This window comes from Mesorhizobium sp. M1365, from assembly GCF_040317865.1.
Lineage (GTDB): Bacteria > Pseudomonadota > Alphaproteobacteria > Rhizobiales > Rhizobiaceae > Mesorhizobium.
In genome coordinates this window covers 1-22,518 of sequence record NZ_JAMYLG010000028.1, presented here as the reverse complement: position 1 = coordinate 22,518, position 22,518 = coordinate 1, and the positions used below count along the sequence as shown (strand labels likewise).

Annotated in this window: 23 protein-coding genes; 4 read left to right on the top strand and 19 right to left on the bottom strand. The window is 61.6% G+C overall.

From position 1 onward, the window contains the following. Nucleotides 1-27: 27 nt before the first annotated feature. The 13 genes from NKH04_RS23825 to rpoZ form a co-directional block, all read right to left on the bottom strand. The gene (locus tag NKH04_RS23825) at nt 28-351 is read right to left on the bottom strand and encodes a hotdog family protein (protein ID WP_352871510.1); all 324 of its coding nucleotides are present in this window, start codon (nt 349-351) and stop codon (nt 28-30) included. Then, on the bottom strand, nt 348-1,136 hold the full coding sequence (gene recO, locus NKH04_RS23820) for a DNA repair protein RecO (RefSeq protein ID WP_352871512.1): 789 nt from the start codon (nt 1,134-1,136) through the stop codon (nt 348-350). Before recO ends, NKH04_RS23825 begins: the two co-directional genes overlap by 4 nt. 117 nt (nt 1,137-1,253) lie before the next feature. After that, entirely contained in the window at nt 1,254-2,342 is a 1,089-nt protein-coding gene (locus tag NKH04_RS23815) for a porin (protein ID WP_352540773.1), read from the bottom strand. A 363-nt stretch (nt 2,343-2,705) separates the two neighbouring features. Then, nucleotides 2,706-3,410 (bottom strand): antitoxin Xre/MbcA/ParS-like domain-containing protein, encoded by a 705-nt coding sequence (locus tag NKH04_RS23810; RefSeq protein ID WP_352871514.1) that lies wholly within the window; start codon nt 3,408-3,410, stop codon nt 2,706-2,708. A gap of 370 nt (nt 3,411-3,780) precedes the next feature. Beyond that, nucleotides 3,781-4,707, bottom strand: a complete 927-nt coding sequence (gene era / locus NKH04_RS23805) for a GTPase Era (RefSeq protein ID WP_352501817.1) — start codon at nt 4,705-4,707, stop codon at nt 3,781-3,783. Continuing rightward, complete coding sequence (gene rnc, locus NKH04_RS23800; RefSeq protein WP_352501816.1) at nt 4,704-5,429, bottom strand: ribonuclease III; 726 nt, start codon at nt 5,427-5,429, stop codon at nt 4,704-4,706. The genes era and rnc overlap by 4 nt, the downstream gene beginning before the upstream one ends. A 4-nt stretch (nt 5,430-5,433) precedes the next feature. Further along, the gene (lepB, locus tag NKH04_RS23795) at nt 5,434-6,183 is read right to left on the bottom strand and encodes a signal peptidase I (protein ID WP_352471047.1); all 750 of its coding nucleotides are present in this window, start codon (nt 6,181-6,183) and stop codon (nt 5,434-5,436) included. Between the two features lie 77 nt (nt 6,184-6,260). Then, the gene (gene acpS, locus NKH04_RS23790) at nt 6,261-6,674 is read right to left on the bottom strand and encodes a holo-ACP synthase (protein WP_352467214.1); all 414 of its coding nucleotides are present in this window, start codon (nt 6,672-6,674) and stop codon (nt 6,261-6,263) included. Next, a complete protein-coding gene (locus NKH04_RS23785; protein WP_353045058.1) occupies nt 6,671-7,252 on the bottom strand; it encodes a DUF2062 domain-containing protein in 582 nt (193 codons plus the stop codon). Before NKH04_RS23785 ends, acpS begins: the two co-directional genes overlap by 4 nt. Nucleotides 7,253-7,482: 230 nt before the next feature. Continuing rightward, the gene (locus NKH04_RS23780; RefSeq protein ID WP_353045057.1) at nt 7,483-7,893 is read right to left on the bottom strand and encodes a VOC family protein; all 411 of its coding nucleotides are present in this window, start codon (nt 7,891-7,893) and stop codon (nt 7,483-7,485) included. Nucleotides 7,894-7,935: 42 nt separating this feature from the next. Then, nucleotides 7,936-8,514 carry an orotate phosphoribosyltransferase gene (gene pyrE / locus NKH04_RS23775; RefSeq protein ID WP_352647483.1) on the bottom strand — a complete coding sequence of 193 codons (579 nt, stop codon included), beginning with the start codon at nt 8,512-8,514 and terminating at the stop codon, nt 7,936-7,938. Between the two features lie 94 nt (nt 8,515-8,608). Continuing rightward, nucleotides 8,609-10,837 (bottom strand): RelA/SpoT family protein, encoded by a 2,229-nt coding sequence (locus NKH04_RS23770; RefSeq protein WP_352979794.1) that lies wholly within the window; start codon nt 10,835-10,837, stop codon nt 8,609-8,611. A 111-nt stretch (nt 10,838-10,948) separates the two neighbouring features. Then, nucleotides 10,949-11,350: a DNA-directed RNA polymerase subunit omega gene (gene rpoZ / locus NKH04_RS23765; RefSeq protein WP_023677773.1), complete on the bottom strand. Its 402-nt coding sequence runs from the start codon at nt 11,348-11,350 to the stop codon at nt 10,949-10,951. Between the two features lie 278 nt (nt 11,351-11,628). Here rpoZ and NKH04_RS23760 point away from each other — a divergent pair, with 278 nt between their 5' ends. Together NKH04_RS23760 and NKH04_RS23755 are read left to right on the top strand one after the other, a co-directional pair. Then, the gene (locus tag NKH04_RS23760) at nt 11,629-12,210 is read left to right on the top strand and encodes a LabA-like NYN domain-containing protein (RefSeq protein WP_023677774.1); all 582 of its coding nucleotides are present in this window, start codon (nt 11,629-11,631) and stop codon (nt 12,208-12,210) included. Further along, nucleotides 12,207-12,884 carry a uracil-DNA glycosylase gene (locus tag NKH04_RS23755; protein ID WP_245274739.1) on the top strand — a complete coding sequence of 226 codons (678 nt, stop codon included), beginning with the start codon at nt 12,207-12,209 and terminating at the stop codon, nt 12,882-12,884. The genes NKH04_RS23760 and NKH04_RS23755 overlap by 4 nt, the downstream gene beginning before the upstream one ends. 30 nt (nt 12,885-12,914) lie before the next feature. Here NKH04_RS23755 and NKH04_RS23750 read toward each other — a convergent pair whose 3' ends face one another. The 4 genes from NKH04_RS23750 to dapA all read right to left on the bottom strand — a co-directional run bounded on the left by NKH04_RS23750 (nt 12,915) and on the right by dapA (nt 15,721). Beyond that, nucleotides 12,915-13,436 carry a hypothetical protein gene (locus NKH04_RS23750; RefSeq protein ID WP_352471043.1) on the bottom strand — a complete coding sequence of 174 codons (522 nt, stop codon included), beginning with the start codon at nt 13,434-13,436 and terminating at the stop codon, nt 12,915-12,917. A 63-nt stretch (nt 13,437-13,499) separates the two neighbouring features. After that, nucleotides 13,500-14,228, bottom strand: a complete 729-nt coding sequence (locus NKH04_RS23745; protein ID WP_353045056.1) for a GH25 family lysozyme — start codon at nt 14,226-14,228, stop codon at nt 13,500-13,502. A 106-nt stretch (nt 14,229-14,334) separates the two neighbouring features. Further along, nucleotides 14,335-14,814 (bottom strand): SsrA-binding protein SmpB, encoded by a 480-nt coding sequence (gene smpB, locus NKH04_RS23740; RefSeq protein WP_023768487.1) that lies wholly within the window; start codon nt 14,812-14,814, stop codon nt 14,335-14,337. A 25-nt stretch (nt 14,815-14,839) separates the two neighbouring features. Beyond that, nucleotides 14,840-15,721: a 4-hydroxy-tetrahydrodipicolinate synthase gene (gene dapA / locus NKH04_RS23735; RefSeq protein WP_353045055.1), complete on the bottom strand. Its 882-nt coding sequence runs from the start codon at nt 15,719-15,721 to the stop codon at nt 14,840-14,842. A gap of 326 nt (nt 15,722-16,047) precedes the next feature. Here dapA and NKH04_RS23730 point away from each other — a divergent pair, with 326 nt between their 5' ends. Together NKH04_RS23730 and NKH04_RS23725 are read left to right on the top strand one after the other, a co-directional pair. Beyond that, complete coding sequence (locus tag NKH04_RS23730) at nt 16,048-18,087, top strand: lytic transglycosylase domain-containing protein (protein WP_353045066.1); 2,040 nt, start codon at nt 16,048-16,050, stop codon at nt 18,085-18,087. Between the two features lie 584 nt (nt 18,088-18,671). Then, on the top strand, nt 18,672-19,565 hold the full coding sequence (locus tag NKH04_RS23725) for an alpha/beta fold hydrolase (RefSeq protein ID WP_353045054.1): 894 nt from the start codon (nt 18,672-18,674) through the stop codon (nt 19,563-19,565). A gap of 418 nt (nt 19,566-19,983) precedes the next feature. On the opposite strand, the gene NKH04_RS23720 is transcribed toward NKH04_RS23725, so the two are convergent. Together NKH04_RS23720 and NKH04_RS23715 are read right to left on the bottom strand one after the other, a co-directional pair. Continuing rightward, the gene (locus NKH04_RS23720; protein ID WP_502913446.1) at nt 19,984-21,066 is read right to left on the bottom strand and encodes a tyrosine-type recombinase/integrase; all 1,083 of its coding nucleotides are present in this window, start codon (nt 21,064-21,066) and stop codon (nt 19,984-19,986) included. A 238-nt stretch (nt 21,067-21,304) separates the two neighbouring features. Then, on the bottom strand, nt 21,305-22,501 hold the full coding sequence (locus NKH04_RS23715) for a porin (RefSeq protein ID WP_353045053.1): 1,197 nt from the start codon (nt 22,499-22,501) through the stop codon (nt 21,305-21,307). Nucleotides 22,502-22,518 lie beyond the last annotated feature (17 nt).

The following is a 22,518-nucleotide window of genomic DNA, read 5'->3' as shown; positions in this document are numbered from 1 at the left end:
CCAAACCAGGCCAGTTGTCACTGACATTCAATGTTCAGTGACATTCAAATGCGGCGGCCAAACGGCCGGTCCATTCAACGTGCCGCCAGATTGGCCGGAAAGATCGAGCATGTTTCGGTGCCGAAAGCCAGCAGCTTTGCCGTTGGCGTCCTTCAGCGCCGCTTCCGAAACCGTCAGCGTGCGGCCCTTGTGCACCACTTTGCCCTCGCACACCACCTCGCCCGTCCTTGGCGTGATCGGCCGCGTCAAATTCACTTTGAACTCGGCCGTCGCATGGGCCTCGCCCACCTGCGAAATGGTGCCAAGGCCGAGCGGCGAAACGTTTTCGGGATCAGGTTCAACTTCGCTCATCTGGTGGTTTCCCCGGTGGCGGCTTCCCCGGCGCTTGCCTTGCCGGATTCACGGCCGGGTGAATGATGCCTGCGCAAGGCGGCGAGAAACCCGGCGCGGGCGCCGGGAGGCTCGATGCCGCGCGGTTCGTAGACACGGCGGGTCAAAAAGAAGCCGGTCAGCCGGAAGGCGTCCTCGATCGCCGCCGGATCGGCGCGCAGCCCGGAGCCGCGCTGCAGGAAGGCAGGCAGCGCCAGCATCTTGTCGCGCCACGGCGCGCCCGCCGCCAGCGACACGGCGCGGCCGGATTTCGGCGAGACATAGGCAAGGTCCTGCCTGGTGCCGGTCGCCGCACACTGGCTGAGATCGAGGCCGAAACCGAGTTCGTCGAGTACCAGCAGCTCGAAGCGGGCCACCAGCTCGCCGGCGGCATCGGCATCGTCGAGATGAGCGATCATCACCGCAAGCGTCTCGTAAAGGCCGCCATGGGCGTCACGCTCAGGCAGAAGACGCAAATGCGCGGCCATCGTCTGCAGGCCGTAGACGGCAACGGCGCTGTCCATCAGCCGGGCGGCGTTCATCTCGATAGCCTCGATCTGGAAGGTGCCGAGATGCTCGTCGAGCCGCGCCCGCCACAACAGGTCGACGCGATTGCCGGGCTGCAAGACAGGCTGCTGTTTGCGCGAACGGCCGCCGCGCACGAGACCGAGATGGCGGCCATGCGCGCGTGTCATCACCTCAAGAATGGCGCTGGTTTCGCCATGCTTGCGGGTGCCGAGAATGATTCCCTCGTCGCGCCATTCCATGACGAGAGCTTGTCACCGGTTGGATGGCGAAATCAAGATGAGCGACGAATCCGCCGCCAAACCAAAACGGCCCGTAGCGTATCGCTACGGGCCGTTTTTTACGAGATCGTCGTTTGATCAGAACGAGCGCTGGAAGCGGAAGATGCCGCCGATTGCGTCGGCATCGTCGGCATCGAAATTGTCGTAATAATCGACTTCGGCGGTGATCGTGTAACCAGGAACGATGGTGTAGGCGACGTTGGCCGCAACGGCGAAGTCTTGGTCGTCGGTATAGGAGACCTGGGCGTTCAAAGAGGTCTTCTTGTTGACGGCATAGCTGCCGCCGCCCCAGACGGCAAAGTTGCCAGTCCACGGCTTGTAGAAGTTCTTCGCGACGTTGTCGTCGCTGCCGTAGCCCGCCATCACGAACAGGGTCAGGTCAGTAATCGGCTTGACGTCGAGGCGAGCTTTGCCGGCCCATTCTTCCGACGTGCTGTTATAGGCGCCGACCGCGGTGATCGCACCCCAGTCGCCCTTGTATTTCACGCCGCCGACGACAAACGGAACGTAGCTGTCGATCGACTGGTCAGCGCCGGAGCCCGTTTCGACGGAGGCGACTGCCGTAAAGCCATTACCGCCGTCGAAATAGTAACTGATCAGGTTGGTGTCCTTGGTGCCGTAAGGAATGATAGTGTCCTGGACGACGTTGCCGGCGTAACCGATGAACGAATCATAGACAGTTTCATCCTTACCGACGCGGAAACCTCCAAGCTGGATCCAGGCGAAGTTCAGGGTAACCGCCTTGTTGTCCTGCACGCTGAAATCAACACCGCTCACGGTGCGTTTGGTATTGCCGAAGTTGAAACGGGTCTCGGTATAGGTCTTCAACGTGCCGAGCTCGGTTTCCTGGCCGGTCCACGTCTTCAAATTGAAGCGGGCATTCTTGTTCCAGGTCTGCTGCTCGTCACCGTCCAAAAGGTCGTGTGTCGTCGCGCCATCGAAAACGCGGCCGGCGTCGCCGAAGCTTGCGTCATAGCGGACATAGCCGCCGATGCGCAGGCAGGTCTCGGTGCCGGGAATGTAGAAGTAGCCGGCGCCGTAGACGTCGCAAATCTTGACGTATTCGGCGGGTTCCGGCTCGGCGACCACAACAGCGTCGGCGGCGCGCGCACCGGAGACCGCGACGAATGCCGCGGCTGAGCCGAGAAGAAGGCTCTTGATATTCATTTTCTGACCTCTCCAGTCAAAGTTAAAAATGGCTTTGGATTCATGGGTTGAACGGCTGAACGCCTCACCCACGTCGAAAAAGGCGCGCACCGCACCCCCTCTTCAGGCGGCGAACATACTCATCCGCATTCCAGTCTCAATGACGATTCCAAAAATAATCAATGTTTGCATAACAGAATAAATCCATGTTGCACAAATATCACTTCATATTTGCTTCACATTTGCCCATCGAAACAAACGAGACACTGTCACAATTGTACAAAAATATACTTATGCCATTAGCCGGCAAACCGATAGGAATCCGACATACATTCCTTGTGCGTGTTCTTTTTTTAGAATAGACTTCTAGCGTTGGCAGCGAGATCAAGTCGACTTCGCCATCGCTGCGTTCTGTGCGGCAAGAAAGACTTCCGCCACCAGATCCCGTTTGAGCATTTCAATGGGAATACGTCCGGCGAGGCCGGGCGCGGGGCCGATCAGCCACGACCAGGCATGCCGTGGATCGGGCATCGCGGATAACACTTCCTTGATACCCGGCGCCGGCCTGCCGTCGATGAACTGCGCCAAAGGAAATACATGTTTGCGGCCACCGGTGCGCAACGCAACGACCGTGCCGCTCCGCTGCCAGCGATGCAGGGTCGAGCGCGATATGCCGAGATTTTGCTGCAGGAACGTCGACCCGGCGACCCGACCGGCCCAGTCCTCGAGCCGCATCGAGTCGAGGTCGCCCGTTCCGGCCAGGCGTTGGATGTCTGCCCCTTGGCCTTCGTGCGCCGTCGACAGATGCGTCCGGGCACGGCGTTCCGCCGCTTCGTCTGCCAATATCCGCACGAAACGCGACGCCATGCCGGGTAATCTTTCCTGCATGGTGTCGATCGCACTGATGTCGGTCGGCGCAAGCAAAGCGACGGCGGCGGCAACGGCGCCGGCGACCCTGCCCGCTGCAACGACCGCATCGCTGTTCGTCACCTTGCCTTGCCGCGCCAGCGCGCGCTCGATCTCAACAGCGACGGCGTTTGCAAACTCGATCTGACGGATGCGGTCGATGCGATTCCAAGTCCCTGTCATGTCCTGATCTGGCTGCTTGCCCGCCGGTTCCGGTTTGCTCGGAAGCGGGTCTTTCGCACAGCCTATAGGCAGAGTGTGTGACGGAGAGACGACGAACGGGAACCATGGACGATCGCAGTGTCGGCAGGTGCTCGAACCGGTCTAACTGGCCGGTTCTGCATGAAATATCGCAAATTTTTCAGAACCCGCTCAGGATTTCCCGTCGCGCCGGTACCAATAAGGAACGGGTCGACCCGACATGGCCGGCGCATGGTCTCCCGGAATGATTCGGTCGGCTGTTCAATATGCAAGTCGACCGATCGGGCAGCCCGGCGACCGCTCAGAAACCTGAGGCGGCCAACAGGCCGCTCTGCGGATCGCCCAAACAGGCTCAGTGCGGAAATTCGAGCCCCATTTCGCGGTAGCGCTCGGGGTCGTCACCCCAGTTCTCACGCACCTTGACGAACAGGAAGAGGTGCACCTTCTGTTCGAGTACGCCAGCTATTTCCATGCGTGCCGCCTGGCCGATGGCGCGGATCGTCTCGCCCTTATGGCCGAGCACGATTTTCTTCTGGCTGTCGCGCTCGACATAGATGGTCTGGTCGATGCGCACCGAGCCGTCCTTCTTCTCTTCCCATTTCTCCGTCTCGACATGGGAGGAATAGGGCAGTTCCTGATGCAGCCTGAGATAGAGCTTTTCGCGGGTGATCTCGGCGGCGAGCTGGCGCATCGGCAGGTCGGAGATCTGGTCTTCCGGGTAGTACCAGGGTCCGGCCGGCAGGGTCTCGGCGAGATAGTCGAGCAGGTCCTTGCAGCCGGATCCGGTCAGCGCCGAAACCATGAAGGTGCGCTTGAACGGCACCCTTTCGTTGGCTGCAGCCGACAATGCCAGCAGCGTCTCGTGCTTGACCCGATCGACTTTGTTGAGGATCAACACCATCGGCTGCCGAACATCCTTCAGCCGCTCGAGGATGGCGTCGGCATCGCCCCGGATGCCGCGCTCGGCGTCGATCAAGAGCAGCACGATATCGGCGTCCTTGGCGCCGCCCCACGCGGTCGTCACCATCGCCGTGTCCAGCCGGCGCTTCGGCTTGAATATGCCCGGCGTGTCGACGAAGACGATCTGCGCGTTGTTGTGGGTGGCAATGCCGCGCACGATCGCACGGGTGGTCTGCACCTTGTGCGTCACAATTGACACCTTGGCGCCGACCAATTGGTTGACCAGCGTCGATTTCCCCGCATTGGGCGCGCCGATCAGCGCGACGAAGCCGGAGCGGGTAGCGGGAGCTTCTGTTGCCGGAGCTTCGGTGGCGGTCATGCGGCACTCCCTTGATCGAGCCAGACGCCTTCCCGCTGCAGAAGTGCCGCGGCTGCAGCCTGCTCCGCCTCGCGCTTGGAGCGCCCGCTGCCGGTCGCCGGCGGATAGGCGCCAACCTTGACACTGACGGTGAACAGCGGATCGTGGTCCGGTCCCTCGCGGCTGTCGATTATGTAAACCGGCACTGCGCCTGCCGCCTGATGCGCCCATTCCTGGAGTTCGGTTTTCGCATCGCGACGGGCGGCGTCAATGGCTTGCGAGCGCGGCTGCCAGTATTTGTGGATGAAGGCACGGGCCGCTTCCAACCCTCCGTCGAGATAGAGCACGGCGATCAGCGATTCCAATGCATCGGCGCGCAGATTGACGCGCTTGCGCCCGTCGAGGCCGCGTACGTCCGAACCGGCGCGAATAAGTTCCGGCAGGCCGATCTCCTCGGCAATTTCCGCCAGGGCTTCAGCGTTGACCAGAGCGTTCAATCTCAGCGACAGCTCACCCTCGGCGGCGTCGGGAAATGCCGCCAGCAGCATATCGGCAACGACAAGGCCGAGAACGCGGTCGCCCAGGAATTCGAAACGTTCGTAGTCGATGCCGGCGTGACTGCCGCGAGCGCTGGCATGGGTCAGCGCCCGCTGCAGGCGCTGATGGTCGCCAAAACTGTGGCCGGTGCGCTCCCTGAGCGCCTCGGCGAGCGCATCGGCGGTCAGCCGTTTCGTCGCCGCCATGGCCCTAATTGACGAAATGGAACAGGCGCGAGGCGCGCATCAGTGACGGCCATTTCCAGATTTCGAGCGGGCTGGCGCTGCCGCCGATCGAGAAGAAAATGAGGTTGGCGCGGCCGACCAAATTCTCGTCCGGCACGAAGCCGACGGTGAAGCGGCTGTCCGACGAGTTGTCGCGATTGTCGCCCATCATGAAATAGTGACCGGGCGGCACCTTGAACTCTTTGGTATTGTCGCCGATCGAAGCCTGCGTCAGGTCGAGCGTGTCGTAGCTGACGCCGTTCGGCAGCGTCTCGCGATAGACATCGACCGGCCCGTTCTCCTCGGTGATGTCGCGGTTGTCGATCTGCCCGACCTTGACGCGCGGCACGCCCACGTCATTGATGAAGAGCTGGCCATCCTTGACCTGGATCTTGTCGCCCGGCAGGCCGACGACGCGCTTGATATAATCGACAGAAGGATCCGGCGGAAACTTGAACACCACCACGTCGCCGCGCTTCGGCTCTGAGCCCCAGATGCGGCCCGAAAAGATGTTCGGCCCGAACGGCAGTGAATAGCGGGAGAAGCCGTAGGACCACTTGGTGACGAAGAGATAGTCGCCTTCGAGCAAAGTCGGCCGCATCGACCCGGACGGGATCGAGAACGGCTGGAACAGGAGCGTGCGGATGACCAGCGCAAGCAGCAGGGCCTGGACTATGACGCTGACGGTTTCGCCAAGTCCGCCGGATTTCTTCTGGGTTTTTTCAGCCACGCTCATGTCGTCCTCGATTGTGCGTTGGATGGTATAGAGTCTCGGCGCGCGCTGGGCAACGTCATGCCGGTGGTCAGATGCAATCAATGTGGCGCTTCTTCGACCGGCAACGCTTCAATGATCACAAAGGCTTGAGCGAGCGGAAAATCATCGGTGATGGTGAGGTGGATCACCGCGCGGTGCCCTTCAGGCAGAATTTCGTCCAGCCGCGCTGCCGCCCCATTGGTCAGCGCCATGGTCGGCTTGCCGCTGGCCAGGTTGACGACCCCCATGTCGCGCCAGAACACACCCTGCGCCATACCGGTGCCCAATGCCTTGGCGCAAGCTTCCTTGGCAGCGAAACGCTTGGCGTAGGAGGCCGCACGCGCCGCGCGATTTTCGGAGCGCGCCTGTTCGATCTCGGTGTAGATGCGCTGGATGAAGCGTTGGCCATGGCGTTCCAGCGACTTCTCGATGCGTCTGATGTCGATGAGGTCGCTGCCAATACCGATAATCATTCGGCGGGAACTTCCGGCCCGGTTTTTCCAGCCTTTGCCGCTCTTTCGGCCAGACGCTTGCGGCGCTGCTCGTGGAAAGTGACCATGCCCCAGCGGGTGATGCCGTAAAACAGCAGGCCGAAAACCAGGCCGAGCGGTATTGCGCCGATCGTCATCGGCTTCAGCACCGGTCCCCACAATTGCGCAAAGGAAAGATTATGCAGCATGTCGCCGAGATGCGCGGGCGGACCATGCGCCGGCAGGTGTTCATGCAGGATCAGCTTGCCGACCTCCCAGGAGGCGGCCCATAGCAGCGGAAAGGTCAGGGGGTTGCCGAAGACTGTGCCGAGTGCTGCCGCGACCAGATTGCCGGCGATCAGCCAGCACAAGATGGCAGCAATGATGAAGTGAAAGCCAAGCGGGAAAAACGACGCGAATACGCCCGCCGCAACACCGGCGGCCACGGCATGCGGCGTGGCCCTAAGCCGCAGGATGCGTTTGGAGAAATACCGCAGTGAGCGCGAGAACGAGCGGCGCGGCCACAAATAAGTACGCACCCGCTCGAAAAAACCATCAGGCTCGCGCCGTCGAAAAAGCACTCTGTTCCTGTTCCTAGTTCCATCGGTGGCTTCACGCCGGCTTCTCCAGCCGGGCGCGACAGCCCTATGCTGCGCTCTGCGGTCGCCGAAAAGCAACTACGACTTTGATATAGCGATGCGCTGGCCGAAGAACAACGAGGCCGAGGGCATCCGCTCGGTGGCCGGTCGCGCCAGCCTTGGGTATCGCCGTTCTGAACAGGGCATGATCGCGGCGAATTTAAGGAGCGTCACTAGGATCGATATTCGCTGACCTCGACGAGGTTGCCGTCCGGATCGCGGAAATAGACCGACATCATCGCGCCGCGAGCGCCGACACGCTCGACCGGGCCGACCTCTATCACCACACCATTGGCGGCGAGGTTGGCACATATCTCGGCGAGCGGCCGGGCAGCAATCAAGCAGAAATCTGCGGAGCCCGGCGTCGGCGCCTTGGCCTTCGGCTCGAAGGTACGCCCGACCTGATGCACATTGATCTTCTGCGTTCCAAACAGCAGCGCCGTTGGTCGGTCCGGCTCGTCGAGGCGCTTGAGGCCAAGCGAGCGCTGATAGAAGGCGCAGGTATCGTCAACCGAACGAACTGTCAGCACGAAATGATCGATGCCGGCAATCACGGCAGCGCCTCTTGACTTGTTTTTATGCATGTCGTTGTCCCAAAACCGCCGCACACTTTTGGGCGACATGCATTAGATATTGCGGCTGCCCGGCTTGATCGCCGGTATGGCGGCGAGCTCGGGCGGCAGCCTGTCGGCTGGATAGGCCGGAACTTCATATTCGGCGAGCGCGATCAGCGGCACGCCGACATCGGTCTTGCCGGCCGAACGGTCGATGATGCATGCGGCGGCAACGACTTCGGCGCCAAGGCCGCGCAGGCAGTCGATGGTCTCGCGGATCGACAGGCCGGTGGTGACGATGTCCTCGACAATGACAACGCGCGATCCCTTGGCGATCTCGAAACGGCGCAGTCTGAATTCGCCCCCTTCCCGCTCGACCCAGATCGCCGGCGCACCAAGATGGCGCGAGGTCTCATAGGCCGGGATCAGCCCGCCGATCGCCGGGCCGACGACGTAGTCGATCCTGCCGGGCACGTCAGTGCGGATCTTTTCGGCGAGCGCCTTGCACAAGCGCTCGGTCTTGTCGGCATGCATGAAAACACGCGCTTTCTGCAGGAAGACCGGGCTGCGCAGGCCCGACGTCAGGATGAAATGCCCTTCGAGAACGGCGCCGGCCTCGCGGAAAATGCCCAGCACTTCATCGGTGTTCATCGTTCACTCCATGTCCATGGTGAATGGTGAATGGTGAATGGTAGTGAGAGCACCCTCTTCACTATTCACTATTCACTATTTCACTATTCACTATTCACCCATTCACGCGCCTTGCATCGCTGACGCTCGAATTGTCCTTTAGCTGCGACAGCAGCCGGTTCAAGTGCTTGAGGTCCCACACTTCGAGATCGATCAGCATTTCGGTGAAATCGGGCGCGGTGCGCACCATCGACAAAGTGTGGATGTTGGCGTCGTTGGATGCGACGACCTGTGCAATATCGGCCAGCGAACCCGGCGCGTTGATGGCGGTGACCGAGACGCGCGCCGGGAACCGCTCCTTCGTGCGCTCGTCAATATCCCAGCGCACGTCGATCCAGCGCTCGGGCTGGTCGTCAAAGGCCTGCAGCGCCGGCGACTGGATCGGATAGATGGTGATACCGGTTCCCGGCTGCACGATGCCGACGATGCGGTCGCCAGGCACCGCCCCTTCCGGCGCGAAGCGCACCGGCAGATCGCCGCGCACGCCGCGGATTGGCACCGCGTCGTCGCGCGGCTGGTTCTTGTCCTTGCGCGCGGCGCGGCCCGGAATCTGGAACAGCATGCCGGCGGCGTTGCGGATCTTCGACCAGCCCTCCTCGCGCTGCTTGGGCGCGACCAGTGTGACGCGTTCGTCCTTGTAGTCGGGAAACACCGCCTTCATGACATCGGTGGAGGCTAGTTCGCCACGGCCGACCGCGGCCAGCACATCCTCGATGTCCTTGCGCGCCAGCCGGTGCAGCACCGGCTTCAGGTTTTCCTTGGTGAAGGTCTTCCCGGACCGTTCGAAGGCGCGCTCCAGAATGCGGATACCGAGACCCGAATATTGCTTGCGAATAGCGTTCTTGGTGGCGCGGCGGATGGCCGAGCGTGCCTTGCCGGTAACGACCACCGATTCCCACGCCGCCGGCGGGACCTGCGCCTTCGAGCGGATGATCTCGACCTCGTCGCCGTTCTTCAGCTCCGTCATCAGCGGCATGATGCGGCCATTGACCTTGGCGCCGACGCAAGTGTCGCCGACATCGGTGTGGACGGCATAGGCAAAGTCGATCGGCGTGGCGCCGCGCGGCAGCGCGATCAGCATGCCCTTCGGCGTAAAGCAGAATACCTGGTCCTGGAACAGCTCCAGCTTGGTGTTTTCGAGGAAGTCCTCGGGATTGTCGCCTTCGGCAAGCTGCTCGATGGTGCGCCGCAGCCACGCATAGGCATTGGTTTCCTTCGAGATCGCATGGGCGGCACCATTCATCTTGCCGCCGGTATCCTTATAGATCGAATGAGCGGCGACGCCGTATTCGGCGATCTTGTTCATCTGGTAGGTGCGGATCTGCAATTCGACGCGCTGGCGCGAGGGGCCGACGATGGTGGTGTGGATCGAGCGGTAGTCGTTCTGCTTCGGCGTCGAGATGTAATCCTTGAAGCGGCCGGGCACCATCGACCAGGTGGTGTGGATGGCGCCGAGCGCGCGGTAGCAGTCCTCGACCGTCTCGACAACGACGCGGAAGCCAAAAATGTCGGACAGCTGCTCGAACGACAGCGCCTTGGCCTCCATCTTGCGGAATACCGACCACGGCTTCTTCTGCCGGCTCTTGACCTCGGCCTTGATCGAATATTTGTCGAACAGCGTGGAGAGCGCCTTCTCGATCTCGGACAGCACGCCCTTGTTGCGCTCGAAGATTTCGGCCAGCCGTGCGGTGACGGCGCGGTAGGCTTCCGGATTGATGAAGCGGAAGGCAATCTCTTCCAGCTCCTCGCGCATGCCTTGCATGCCCATGCGGCCGGCCAGCGGCGCATAGATGTCCATCGTCTCTTCGGCGATGCGCAGGCGCTTGGCTTCCGGCACATGGTCGAGCGTGCGCATATTGTGCAGGCGGTCGGCGAGCTTGACCAGAAGCACGCGCACGTCTTCCGAGATCGCCAGCAACAGCTTGCGCAGGTTCTCCGCCTGCTCGGCCTTCTTCGAGACGAGGTCGAGCTTCTTCAGCTTGGTCAGGCCCTCGACCAGCTTGCCCATTTCCGGGCCGAACAATTCGTCGATCTCGGCCCTGGTCGCCGTGGTGTCCTCGATCGTGTCGTGCAGCAAGGCAACGGCGATCGTCGCCTCGTCCATGTGCATTTCGGTGAGGATGGCGGCGACTTCGAGCGGATGCGAGAAATACGGGTCGCCGGAGGCGCGTTTCTGGTGGCCATGCTTCTGCATGGCGTAAACATAGGCCTTGTTGAGCAGCGCCTCGTTGACGTCAGGCTTGTAGCGCTGCACGCGCTCGACAAGCTCATACTGACGCATCATGGGCGGGATCTCGCAATGCTGAAATGAATCATGCGCCGCACTGGCGTACGGCGCATGTCATAGATAGCCACGAAACTGCCGACGCGAAAGTGTCGGCAGTTGTCGCTAAGATCAATAATCGTCGCTTTTTTCCGGCGGCACCAGGCCTTCGATGCCGGCCAACAGGTCTTCTTCGGTCATGCGATCGAAGGTGACGTTATCCTCGGCGTCGTCGGCATCGGTGGCTGCAACGGCGCTGCCAGTCTGGTCGGCAATCGCCTCGCCGTCGGCTTCCGGCTCATCGACCTCGACATGCTTCTGCAGCGAATGGATGAGATCTTCCTTGAGATCGTCCGGCGACAGCGTCTCTTCGGCGATTTCGCGGAGCGCAACGACCGGGTTCTTGTCGTTGTCGCGCGGTACGGTGATCTGCGCGCCCTGGCTGATCTGACGGGCGCGGTGGCCGGCCAAGAGCACCAGCTCGAAGCGGTTGTCGACCTTGTCGATGCAATCTTCAACGGTTACGCGGGCCATGAGTTGCCCCTTTCATGCCTGGATTTGATGGAAAACAGGCGCGGTCCATAACCCGAACGCCGCCAAAATACAAGCTTTTATGGCGGTGCGCAGCTCTGACGCGGGCCGCCTGCGGCGACACAGCGCCGATCACAATTGCTTGCGGTGCGCCATGGTGCCTTGGATTGCCGTAAAACTGGCGTTATCTCGAACGATGACGGCCAACAGGTCTATTATCAGACCGGCCGATAGTCGCCACGCATTTAGACGACCGCTTATTTCGAAAAAGGACATTTTCCATGTTCGATCCTCGTGAAAAAATCGCTCTCTTTATCGACGGTGCCAATCTCTACGCCACCTCGCGCGCGCTGGGCTTTGACATCGATTACCGCAAACTTCTGGCGAGCTTCCAGAAACGCGGCTATCTGCTGCGCGCTTATTACTACACCGCGCTGGTCGAGGATCAGGAATACTCCTCGATACGGCCGCTGATCGACTGGCTCGACTATAACGGCTTCAAGGTGGTGACCAAACCGGCCAAGGAATTCACCGACTCGACCGGCCGGCGCAAGATCAAGGGCAATATGGATATCGAGCTGACCGTCGATGCGCTCGAGCTTGCCGATGTCGTCGACCATTATGTCATCTTTTCGGGCGACGGCGATTTCCGCACGCTGGTCGAGGCGCTGCAGCGGCGCGGGCGCAAGGTGTCGATCGTCTCGACCATGGCTTCGCAGCCGCCGATGATCTCCGACGATCTGCGCCGCCAGGCCGACCATTTCATCGACTTGATGACGCTCAAGAATGAAGTCGGCCGCGACCCGTCGGAGCGGCCGGTGCGCCGGCCCGAACCGGCCGAAGTCGACGAGGAAGACTATTGACGGTCGTTGCCTTGACCGCTCCCCTGGTCGTCTCCCCCGAACCCGATCGCGATTGCCCGCTCTGCCCGCGGTTGCACGACTTCATCGCCGAGTGGCGGCGGCGCGAGCCGTCCTGGTTCAACGCGCCGGTGCCGACCTTTTTGCCGCCAGAAGGCGAGGACGCAGTGCGTCTGCTGATCGTCGGGCTGGCGCCTGGACTGCGCGGGGCGAACCGGACGGGGCGCCCCTTCACCGGCGATTTTGCCGGCGACCTGCTCTACAACACGCTGATCGCGCACGGCTTTGCGCGCGGCGAATTCAAAGCGCGACCGGATGACGGGCTGGAGCTTGTCGGCACGGCGATTACCAATGCGGTGCGCTGCGTGCCGCCGGACAACAAGCCGGTTGGCGCCGAGATAGCGACCTGCCGGACGTTCCTGGTGCCGACGATCGCGCGATTTCCAAATCTGCGCGCTGTGCTGGCGCTTGGCTCGATCGCGCACCAGTCGACCGTGCGGGCGCTCGGCCAACGCGTTGCCGCCTATCCGTTCCGGCATGGTGGGCAGCAGCAGGCCAATGGCATCACGCTGTTTTCCAGCTATCATTGCTCGCGCTACAACACCAATACCGGCGTGTTGACGGAAGCGATGTTCGTCAACGTCTTCAGTCAGATAGAAGCTTTTCTGAAGACATAGAGTCGGACGATGCCCGCCAGGGCACGAGCCCTAGATTCGGGCGATCGCGAACAACCAGGCCAGGAGATCCAGCAACCACAGAAACAGTGCAAGCTGCAGCGCGACGCGCAGGCGTTGGATGATCCGCCAATTGCTGGCCATGTCGGATTTGATGCGCAGCGCAAGCGCTCGGTGCATCCCGTCCAGGGTTGCGGGAGGGTGCTGATCGACGAAGTCCTGGAGCAGCTTCTCTGGATCGAAACGGAACGTATAGTTATAATACGGCCACACCATAATCGCGACCAGCAGCCCGATAAGAAAAAGCAATATCAGCGCCAGCCAGTCCCAGGGCCCCACGCCATCCAGGAGCGCCCTGCCTCCGAGGAGAGAACTCGCGAACGCGGTTGCAAAGATCAGATTGCCGGCGCGCGTATTGAGACTTTCAACCACGCCCTGCTGGTGCTGGAGGCCACGCACCGCCTCCGCATAGACAAATGCCAGGCGGGGGTCGCCGCCGTCCGTCGCAGCAGGCGGGGCGTTGCTGTCATTGGTTGATGAAGGGCGCTCCGGCATCAAATGTACTTAGCACGGCGCCGCCTGCGATATGAGAGGGTGTTTTGGTGGACAGGAATAGCATCAATCCGACGCTGTCGCTTCAGGCGCTGCGGCAAACAATGCGGCCAGCGTCGCAGATCCGCCCTGGAGAACATTCAGGTCGACGTCGCCGCTGATGCCGTCGACGCGGCCCCGGTTGTGATACTGCCAGTAGATCCAGTTGTCATGGCCCGGCCGCAGCGCCAGCGAACGCAGCCAGCGCGGGCGGCTGGCTAGCTGCCCGGCATAGGCTTGCGCCGCCTCGTCGGTCACATAGAGGATCGCCGTCTTGCCGAACGCCGCCTCGACCGGGCCGAGGAAGGCGGAGAGTTCGGCGCTCAGCTGTTCGGGAGTTGGCCGCTGCGGGCAATTGCCGCCGAACTCGATGTCTACCACCGGCGGCAGCAAAGGCTGATCGTGCGGCACCACCGAGATGAAGTTGCGTGCCTGATCCGCACCCGGTCTGCAGAAGGTGAAGAAATGATAGGCACCGACGGCAAGACCGGCGGCGCGGGCCGCGCGCAAATTGGCGGCGAAGGCATCGTCGACATGATCGCCGCCTTCCGTCGCCTTGATCACGGCGAAGGCGACATCGTCGGCGGCAACACGGCGCCAGTCGATCTGCCGCTGATGATGGGAGACGTCGATGCCCCTGACCGGATATTTGCCGCGGTCCGGAGAAAATGTCTGGAAGTAGGTATAGCCGCCGGCCAAAACGAGGCCCGCCACGAGCAGACCGGCCGCGCCCCACAAGACGATCCGGTTTTTCAAACGAGACCTATCCCTTTTGGTCCGCCCTGCCCGCCGCTATGGCTCCGGGCGTTCGTCGCTCGAAAAGCCAAATCGCTGGCTTTTCCTCCGCTTCGCGGACCGCTCCTCACCCTCGCTCCTTCAGCAGCCGGCCCTTCTCGCGCGACCAGTCGCGCTGCTTTTCGGTCTCGCGCTTGTCGTGCAGCTTCTTGCCGCGGCCAACGGCGAGCAGCAGCTTGGCACGGCCTTGGTCGTTGAAGTAGATCTTCAGCGGCACCAGCGTCATGCCTTCGCGGTCGACGCTTTGCGCCAGCTTTGCCATCTCACGCTTGTTGAGCAGCAGTTTGCGGCGGCGGCGCGGCTCATGGTTGAAGCGGTTGGCCTGCAGATACTCCGGCAAATAGGAGTTGATCAGCCAGATCTCGCCGCCCTCGACCGAGGCGTAGCTGTCCTGGATATTGGCCTGGCCCTGGCGCAGCGATTTCACTTCCGTACCGGTCAGCACCAGGCCGGCCTCGATCGTGTCGAGCACCTCATAGGAAAACCGCGCCTTGCGGTTTTCCGCAACGGTCTTGTTGTTGGGATCGGCTTTTCTGACTTGATTCATGATGCGGAGAGGTGGCGCCTCATCCCTAGTTTATCAAGCCGGCGTGCTTCATCGCCGCGTCGATCTTCTCGGCGGTCGACGGCTCGACCGTCATTAGCGGCGAGCGCAGCACGTTCTCGACCTTGCCCAGCTTCGACAGCGCATATTTCGCGCCGGAAACGCCGGGCTCCATGAAAATCGCCTTGTGCAGCGGCAACAGACGGTCCTGCAGGTCGAGCGCCTTGGCGCTGTCGCCGGAAAGCGTTGCCTCCTGGAATTCAGCGCAAAGCCTGGGTGCGACATTTGCCGTCACCGAAACACAGCCGACGCCGCCATGCGCGTTGAAGCCGAGCGCCGAGGCGTCTTCGCCGGAGAGCTGGATGAAATCCTTGCCACAGGTGGCGCGCTGCTCCGAAACCCGCTCGACCTTTCCGGTGGCATCCTTGACGCCGACGATGTTCTTGAAGTCATGCACCAACTGGCCCATCGTCTCGGGGCTCATGTCGACCACCGAGCGCGGTGGAATGTTGTAGATGATGATCGGCAGGCTGGTCGCCTTGGCGACGGCGGCGAAATGCGCATAGAGGCCGCGCTGCGTCGGTCTGTTGTAATAAGGCGTGACGACAAGGGCCGCGTCGGCGCCCGCCTTCTCGGCATACTGGACCAGGCCGACCGCCTCGTCGGTGTTGTTGGAGCCGGCGCCGGCGACGACCGGAACCCGGCCCTTGGCGACCTCGATGCAAACCTTGACGACTTGGCGGTGCTCGTCATGCGACAGCGTCGGCGACTCGCCGGTGGTGCCGACCGGGACCACGCCCGTCGTGCCTTCGGCGATCTGCCAGGCGATGAACGCGCGAAAGGCTTTCTCGTCGAAACGGCCGCTCTTTTCGAACGGTGTGACGAGCGCGGTCAGCGAGCCTCTTAGCATGTCGTCCAACTCCTTGGGACTAGCGCATGACCCCGAAAATCGCAGTCGATTTCGGAAAGGATCATGCGCCAATTTAAATTGCTACAGCGTCCTTTGCGCGTCTGAGAAGACACGCGGCGCTGTAGGTGTTTGTCGTGCGCGCCTTCTAGCCGAAAGCGAAGCGGCGCACCATAGTCTCGACATTGTTGCGCGGCAAGCATTGCGCCAGCAATTGCAATTCGAACGACCTCGATAAGGTTTTCTTTACGGGCCCTTCATCACAGACGAATAGGCTGCAGTTCATCTGTGCCAGTGATAGCATCGAAGAATAGGAAATGACCAAATCCATGCCGACCAGGCGGCCTCATCTTTTCGCGCTTCTCGGCGCGATCGTTGTGCTGGTCCCCGGCGCGGCGATCGGCGGCAGCGTCGATGGGCAGGTCACGTCGGCGATCCCGATGACGGAGCCGCAGAACGATGCACTGCAGCAGTCCCCTTCGCCATCCGCCAGCGTCGCGGCGCTGAAGAGCGGTCTCGATGCGCTGGCGGCAAACGACATTCAGCGCGCCCGCCAGGTGCGCGAAGCGCTGCCGGCCAAATCGCTCGACCGGCACATCCTTGCCTGGGCGATCGCGCTCTATGGCGGCGACCAGGTGCCGAGCGGCGACATCGCCGATGCGGCAAAGATGCTGCCGAACTGGCCGGGCACGATCGCCTTGCGCAAGAACAGCGAGCGCGCGCTCTATCGCGAGAACCCCACGCCGCAGATCGTGGTGCGGGCGTTCGACGGCAGCCAGCCGCTGACCTTCGAGGGCGTGGTGATCCTAGCCCGCTCCTATGTAGCGCTAGGCAATACCAAGGCGGCGCGCTCGGTGCTGTCGCCATTCTGGCGGACCGAAAAGCTTGAAGCCGGGGACGAGGCGGCGGTCATCCGCGAGTTCGGCGCGCTGATCCCGGCCGCCGACCATCGCTTCCGCATGGAGCGCATGTTTTATGCCGACCGGGTCGCTTCGGCGCTACGCGTCGCCGGTCTCGCCGGCGCCCAGCAATTGGCCGATGCCTGGGCGGCGGTCAGCAAGGGCGACAAGAACGCGGCCAAGCTGCTGAAGGCGGTGCCGGCAGCGCAGCGGGCGGTCGGCTATCTCTTTGCCGAAGCCGAATATCTGCGCAAGCAACAGAAATTTTCCGACGCGGCCGCGCTGGTGATGAAGGCGCCGGGCGATCGTGACGCTCTGGTCGATGCGGACGCCTGGTGGGTCGAACGCCGGGTGCTGTCGCGCGAGCTGGTCGACCAGGGCGACATGAAGACCGCCTACAGAATAGTCGCCGCGCATGCCGCCGAAAGTCCCGCCAATGCCGCCGAGGCGGAATTCCATGCAGGCTGGTACGCGTTGCGCGGCCTCAACGACCCGAGCACCGCCGCCAAGCATTTTGCGCGAATCGCGGAGCTCGCCCAAGGGCCGATGTCGCTGTCGCGCGCCTATTACTGGCTCGGCCGTGCCGCCGAAGTCGGCGGGCCCGGCAATGCCAAGGATTTTTTCAGCCGTGCCGCCAGCTACGGCACGACCTTTTACGGCCAGCTCGCCGGCGAGCGTGTCGGCCGGCAGACCCTCAATATCGTCTACCCCCAGCCAAGTGCCGCCGACCGCCGGAATTTTGCCACCCGCGAGGCGGTCAGCGCCATCGAGCGGCTGCAGCAGGCAGGCTACGACCGCTATGCCGAAACCCTCTACCGCGACCTTGCCGGGCAGCTGAACAGCCCCGGCGAACTGGCGCTGCTTGCGGTGTTGGCGGAAAGACAAGGCAACCATTTCATGGCGCTGAAGGTCGGCAAGATCGCCGGCGCCCGCGGCATCGACGTAGGCGCGCTGTCGCATCCGCTCGGCGTCATTCCCGACACCGCCAACGTCTCCGGCTCGGGCAAGGCGCTGGCCTATGCGATTGCCCGGCAGGAAAGCGAGTTCAACATCGGCGCCGTCTCCAGCGCCGGCGCGCGCGGACTGCTGCAGCTGATGCCAGGCACGGCCAAGCAATTGGCGAAGAAGGCCGGCATGACTTTCTCGCAGGCGCGGCTGACCACCGATGCCGGCTACAATGCAACGCTGGGCGCCGCCTTTTTGGGCGAGCAGCTCGGCCGTTTCGACGGCTCCTACGTGCTGACCTTCGCCGGCTACAATGCCGGCCCCGCCCGCGCCGCCCAGTGGGTGGCGAAATACGGCGACCCGCGCGGCGAGGACGTCGATGCAGTCGTCGACTGGATCGAGCGGATTCCCTATACGGAAACAAGAAGTTACGTTCAGCGCGTGATGGAGAATTATGAGGTCTACAAGATGCGTATCTCCGGCAAGTACGATATTGTCGGAGATCTGGTGAACGGCCGGGGGTGACGACCGGGCTTCAAACCAAGTCAGCTGCGATCCTTCGCGAATTTGTCGGTCACGGCGTATTTTGTTCTTGCTTTGTGCCGGCAGCTATGCTACTAATTTCGGTATGGTGCTGATTCGCACCGACGACCCGCCCGCCGAGGCGGGTTTGTTGTTTCAGGCTATGAAGGTTCCGTACGTGGAGTTGGCGGGACAGCGGCCCGCTCTGTCCTGCCCTCCTTGCCAATCACTAGACATCTCCCCAAGCGCAGGGCAATCGCAGTTGGATTCTTACGAAGATGGACCCCCACCCTAACCCTCCCCACAAGGGGGAGGAAACGCTGCCGCATGCCCTTACTTCCCTTTTTGGCGCCGAAAGGCAGGCAATTTGCCGAGGTCAGTGCCAACGGAAGTCTCCCTCCCCCTTGTGGGTCCCTTGTGGGGAGGGGTTAGGAGTGGGGTCCGTCGTAGAGCGAAAGCCTCGACTTTCCATCTGCAATAGCCCTGCCCCCAAGTGGGAGATCGGCAGCTTCGGGGACAGTGCCTTTCTGCATCCTACGAAACCTGGCGAAAGCGACTATGGCAGCCAATCTTCCCGTTGAGTCTACATGCCAATCGAGCAGGGTTTTTCCGATTTCTTCTACGCCGCGCCGGACGGGCTGTGCCTGCACGCCCGCATCTACGGCGAAGCGAATTCCGGCGGTTGGCCAGTCGTTTGTCTGCCTGGCCTGACCCGCAATTGCCGTGATTTTCACGATTTGGCGCTTTATCTGTCGACGCAGGCGAGGCGTAGGGTTGTCGCCTTCGATTATCGCGGGCGCGGGCAGTCCGCCTACGATGCCGATATCGGCCATTACAATATCGGCATCGAAGCGGGGGATATTCTCGCCGGGCTGGCTGCACTTGGCGTCGACGAGGCTGCCTTCATCGGCACCTCGCGCGGTGGACTGATCATCCATGTGCTCGGGGCGATGCGGCCGGCCATGCTGAAGGCCGTCGTTCTCAACGACATCGGCCCGGTGATCGAGTCGCAAGGTCTCGCCCATATCCGCTCCTACCTCGACCCCGCGCCAAGGCCGAAGATGTACGCAGAGGTGGTCCGCGACCTGCGCAGCACCCATGGCGCGGATTTTCCGGCGCTGACCGATGCGGATTGGGAGCGGATGGCATCAGCCCTCTACCGCGAGACCGAGGAGGGATTTCTGCCCGATTTCGATCCGAAACTGGTCGAGACGCTGGCGGGGCTCGATCCCAGCCGGCCGCTGCCCGATCTTTGGCCACAGTTCGACGCGCTGGCGGCCATCCCGATGCTCGTCATACGCGGCGCCAATTCGAAGCTGCTGTCCGCCGAAACGCTCGAGCAGATGCGGACGCGCCATACCGATATCGAGACGATCACCGCCGACGGCCAGGGGCATGCACCGTTTTTGGAGTCCGGGATCCTGCCGGGCAGGATCGCTGGTTTTTTCGATCGGGCGGAGCGGCGGGGTGGTGGGAAGTAAGCACTTACCATGCCTTCGTCATCCTAGGGCGGAGCGAACGCGAAGCGGAGCGCAGACCCTGGGATCCATGCCATGACGTCAGCCGAAGAATGACGTCAGCCGAAGAATGCAGCGGATCGGAATGGCGCTCGTATCCGTAACGTGGACAGCTACCCTTCAACCATCACCCGCGACTGACCGGCGGTGCGAAAAGCACTCGAATTTGCTCCGCTTTCGTGTACGCAAATGTAACGGCATGGATCCCAGGGTCTTCGCTACGTCGCTTCGCTCCTGCTCCGCCCAGGGATGACGAATGCGAGGAGGCTTCGGCCAATCTCGGAGATTTGCGCTTTGCCACTGAAAGAATTTTGGAGGCTCGCTGCCGAGTGGCAGGCCAACTTAAGTAATACCCGAGACTTCATCTCGAGTATTACTTGACTTAGCTTCGCGGGGAACAAACCGTCAGGATTTGGCGCTTCTCTTTGCGGGCTTTGGGGCCTTGCTTGCGGCCGGCTCGCTTTTTTGGCTCTCGCCTCGCCGGAGGTGGAGAAGACAAAGCGCTTGCACCGCCGATGTCCGAGCCACCGGACCGAGGCGTTTCCAGCACGGTGACGCAGCCGTCGAGATCGTTGGTGGCCAGATGCGCGTAGCGCATGGTCATCGACAGCGTCTGGTGGCCGAGCCACATCTGCACACGCCTGATATCGATGCCGCCCTGGACGAGACGCGAGGCACAAGTATGGCGCAATATATGCGGCACGACCTGATCGTCGGCGCCAAGCCCGACTTCGGCCTTGGCATCGTTCCAGATGGCGCGAAACTGCGCCTGGCTGAGCTTGGTGAACGGGCCTTTGGGCCGGCGGCCCTCGATCGCCGGCAGCTTGATCACCTCTTTTACCCGCTCGGTCATCGGGATGGTACGGCTGCGGCCGGATTTGGTGATCCAGAAACTGACGCGGTGCTCCTGGATATCGTTCCAAATCAAGCCCAGCGCTTCGCCGAGGCGGCAACCGGTGTCGACGAGAAAGACGGAAAGCCGATAAGCGTCCTCGCTGCGGCTCTTGATGGCGGCGAACAGCCGGGCCTCCTCGTCTCTTTCGAGGAAACGAATCCGTCCCGCCCGCTCCTTCTGGCGGCGGAACTCGGGCAGGCTGTGGATATCTCCCATCTTGTAAGCCTTGCGCAGCAGTTTGCTGAGGGCAGCCATCTTCCGGTTGATGGTTGCGTTGCTGTTGCCGCGCTGGCGCAAGGTGCCGATAAGATTGTCGAGGGTGCTTTGGTCAAAGGCGCTGAAACGCTCCCCAAGGAGTATCTCGTCTATCTCGCCGATGAAGGAGCTAACATTGTATTTATGCCGCCCGTCATCCCAAAGTATGTCCCGGTATGCTGAAAAAAGTTCTCCGATCCTGTGCGACTTTACTTCTCGTATCTTGTTGTAACTGTATTTTATTTTTGCAGTTTGAGAAGAAAACATCGAAAAATGATCAGAGGTTCCTCCCTCTTGAATCGCATCGTTCGTCATTATTCGCCACACCCCCGAGTGGATAGGCCTAGACCTACCTGCTTGGCGGTGCCCTTTCAAGAGTTTTAAGCGTTGCGGCCGATTTCATCCACCAGTGGCGGATCCCAACGACATCGTTCCACAACCCTGTTCAGCTACCGAACCCCCTTTTCCTTCTGTTTGCGACCAGTCGCGAAAACAAAAACAGCCCGGGCGATAGAGCGCCCGGGCTGGATTTCACTTGCCTTAAGTCCAGCCCTTAGAACGAGCGCTGGAAGCGGAGGAAACCGCCGACGGCGTCTTTTTTGTCGCCCGGGATGCCGGTCCAGTTGTATTCATAGTTGCCGACGAAGGGGCCGAAGTTTTCGACCTTATGGCTGTTATGAGCATAGTCCACTTCGGCCGTAATCGTGAAGCCGGGAACGATGTCGTAGGCGATATTGGCCGCGACGCCAGCTTCCTTGGCTTCGTCATACGACGCCTGGAGGTTGAACGAGGTCTTCTCGTTGATGGTGTAGGTACCACCACCCCAGACCGCCCAGTTGCCGCCCCACTGCTTATAGAAATTGCGCGGAGCGTTGTCGTCAGAGCCGTAGCCGGCCATGAGGAACAGCGACAGGTTCTGCATCGGGGTCACGTCGAGGCGAACCTTGGCAGACCATTCTTCCAGGCTGCTGTCATAGGCAGCAACACCGCTGATGGAGCCCCAGCCCTGCGTGTATTTGAGGCCGCCGACCACGTACGGAACATAGCTATCAACCGAGTCGTGACCGAAGTTGAAGGCAGTGTTGGCGTTGTTAATGATAAAGCCTTCACCGGTTTCCAACGAAGCCACGGCCGAGAAGCCATTGCCGGCATCGAAGTAATACTGGACGACATTGGTGTCGAACCCGCCGTAGGGAACGATCGTATCCTGGATGACGTTGCCGGCGTAGCCGGTGAACGTATTGAAGGCCGATTCGTCCTTACCGACGCGCAAACCACCAAGCTGGATCCAGGCGAAGTTGAGCGAGACGCCCCTGCTACCGAACTGAGAAAAGTCGTAGCCCGCGAAGGAATGATAACCCGTTCCCCAGTTGAACCGGGTCTCGGTGTAGGTCTTCAAGGTGCCCATCTCGGTTTCCTGACCGGTCCAGGTCCTCAGGGTGAAGCGGGCCTGCTTGTAGTAGCCGTCATTTTCGTTGGCCTCGAGGTCCAAAAGATCCTTGGTGTCGGTGTATCGAGCACCGTCGAACGAGCCAGCCTGGCCAGCGCTGATATCGTAGCGGACATAACCGCCGATGCGCAGGCAGATTTCGGTGCCGGGGATGTAGTAGTAGCCGGCGCCGTAGACGTCGCAGATCTTGACGTATTCAGCGGGTTCCGGCTCGGCGACGACGACGGCGTCGGCGGCGCGCGCACCGGAAACTGCGATCAGTGCCGCAGCGGAGCCGAGAAGAAGGCTCTTGATGTTCATTTTCTGACCTCCAGTCA

Bases quoted from the DNA above. Each gene is read 5' to 3' on its own strand.
- NKH04_RS23825 (WP_352871510.1), bottom strand. From the start codon at position 351: ATGAGCGAAGTTGAACCTGATCCCGAAAACGTTTCGCCGCTCGGCCTT.
- recO (WP_352871512.1), bottom strand. From the start codon at position 1,136: ATGGAATGGCGCGACGAGGGAATCATTCTCGGCACCCGCAAGCATGGC.
- NKH04_RS23815 (WP_352540773.1), bottom strand. From the start codon at position 2,342: ATGAATATCAAGAGCCTTCTTCTCGGCTCAGCCGCGGCATTCGTCGCG.
- NKH04_RS23810 (WP_352871514.1), bottom strand. From the start codon at position 3,410: ATGACAGGGACTTGGAATCGCATCGACCGCATCCGTCAGATCGAGTTT.
- era (WP_352501817.1), bottom strand. From the start codon at position 4,707: ATGACCGCCACCGAAGCTCCGGCAACAGAAGCTCCCGCTACCCGCTCC.
- rnc (WP_352501816.1), bottom strand. From the start codon at position 5,429: ATGGCGGCGACGAAACGGCTGACCGCCGATGCGCTCGCCGAGGCGCTC.
- lepB (WP_352471047.1), bottom strand. From the start codon at position 6,183: ATGAGCGTGGCTGAAAAAACCCAGAAGAAATCCGGCGGACTTGGCGAA.
- acpS (WP_352467214.1), bottom strand. From the start codon at position 6,674: ATGATTATCGGTATTGGCAGCGACCTCATCGACATCAGACGCATCGAG.
- NKH04_RS23780 (WP_353045057.1), bottom strand. From the start codon at position 7,893: ATGCATAAAAACAAGTCAAGAGGCGCTGCCGTGATTGCCGGCATCGAT.
- pyrE (WP_352647483.1), bottom strand. From the start codon at position 8,514: ATGAACACCGATGAAGTGCTGGGCATTTTCCGCGAGGCCGGCGCCGTT.
- NKH04_RS23770 (WP_352979794.1), bottom strand. From the start codon at position 10,837: ATGATGCGTCAGTATGAGCTTGTCGAGCGCGTGCAGCGCTACAAGCCT.
- rpoZ (WP_023677773.1), bottom strand. From the start codon at position 11,350: ATGGCCCGCGTAACCGTTGAAGATTGCATCGACAAGGTCGACAACCGC.
- NKH04_RS23760 (WP_023677774.1), top strand. From the start codon at position 11,629: ATGTTCGATCCTCGTGAAAAAATCGCTCTCTTTATCGACGGTGCCAAT.
- NKH04_RS23750 (WP_352471043.1), bottom strand. From the start codon at position 13,436: ATGCCGGAGCGCCCTTCATCAACCAATGACAGCAACGCCCCGCCTGCT.
- smpB (WP_023768487.1), bottom strand. From the start codon at position 14,814: ATGAATCAAGTCAGAAAAGCCGATCCCAACAACAAGACCGTTGCGGAA.
- dapA (WP_353045055.1), bottom strand. From the start codon at position 15,721: ATGCTAAGAGGCTCGCTGACCGCGCTCGTCACACCGTTCGAAAAGAGC.
- NKH04_RS23730 (WP_353045066.1), top strand. From the start codon at position 16,048: ATGCCGACCAGGCGGCCTCATCTTTTCGCGCTTCTCGGCGCGATCGTT.
- NKH04_RS23725 (WP_353045054.1), top strand. From the start codon at position 18,672: ATGCCAATCGAGCAGGGTTTTTCCGATTTCTTCTACGCCGCGCCGGAC.
- NKH04_RS23720 (WP_502913446.1), bottom strand. From the start codon at position 21,066: ATGACGAACGATGCGATTCAAGAGGGAGGAACCTCTGATCATTTTTCG.
- NKH04_RS23715 (WP_353045053.1), bottom strand. From the start codon at position 22,501: ATGAACATCAAGAGCCTTCTTCTCGGCTCCGCTGCGGCACTGATCGCA.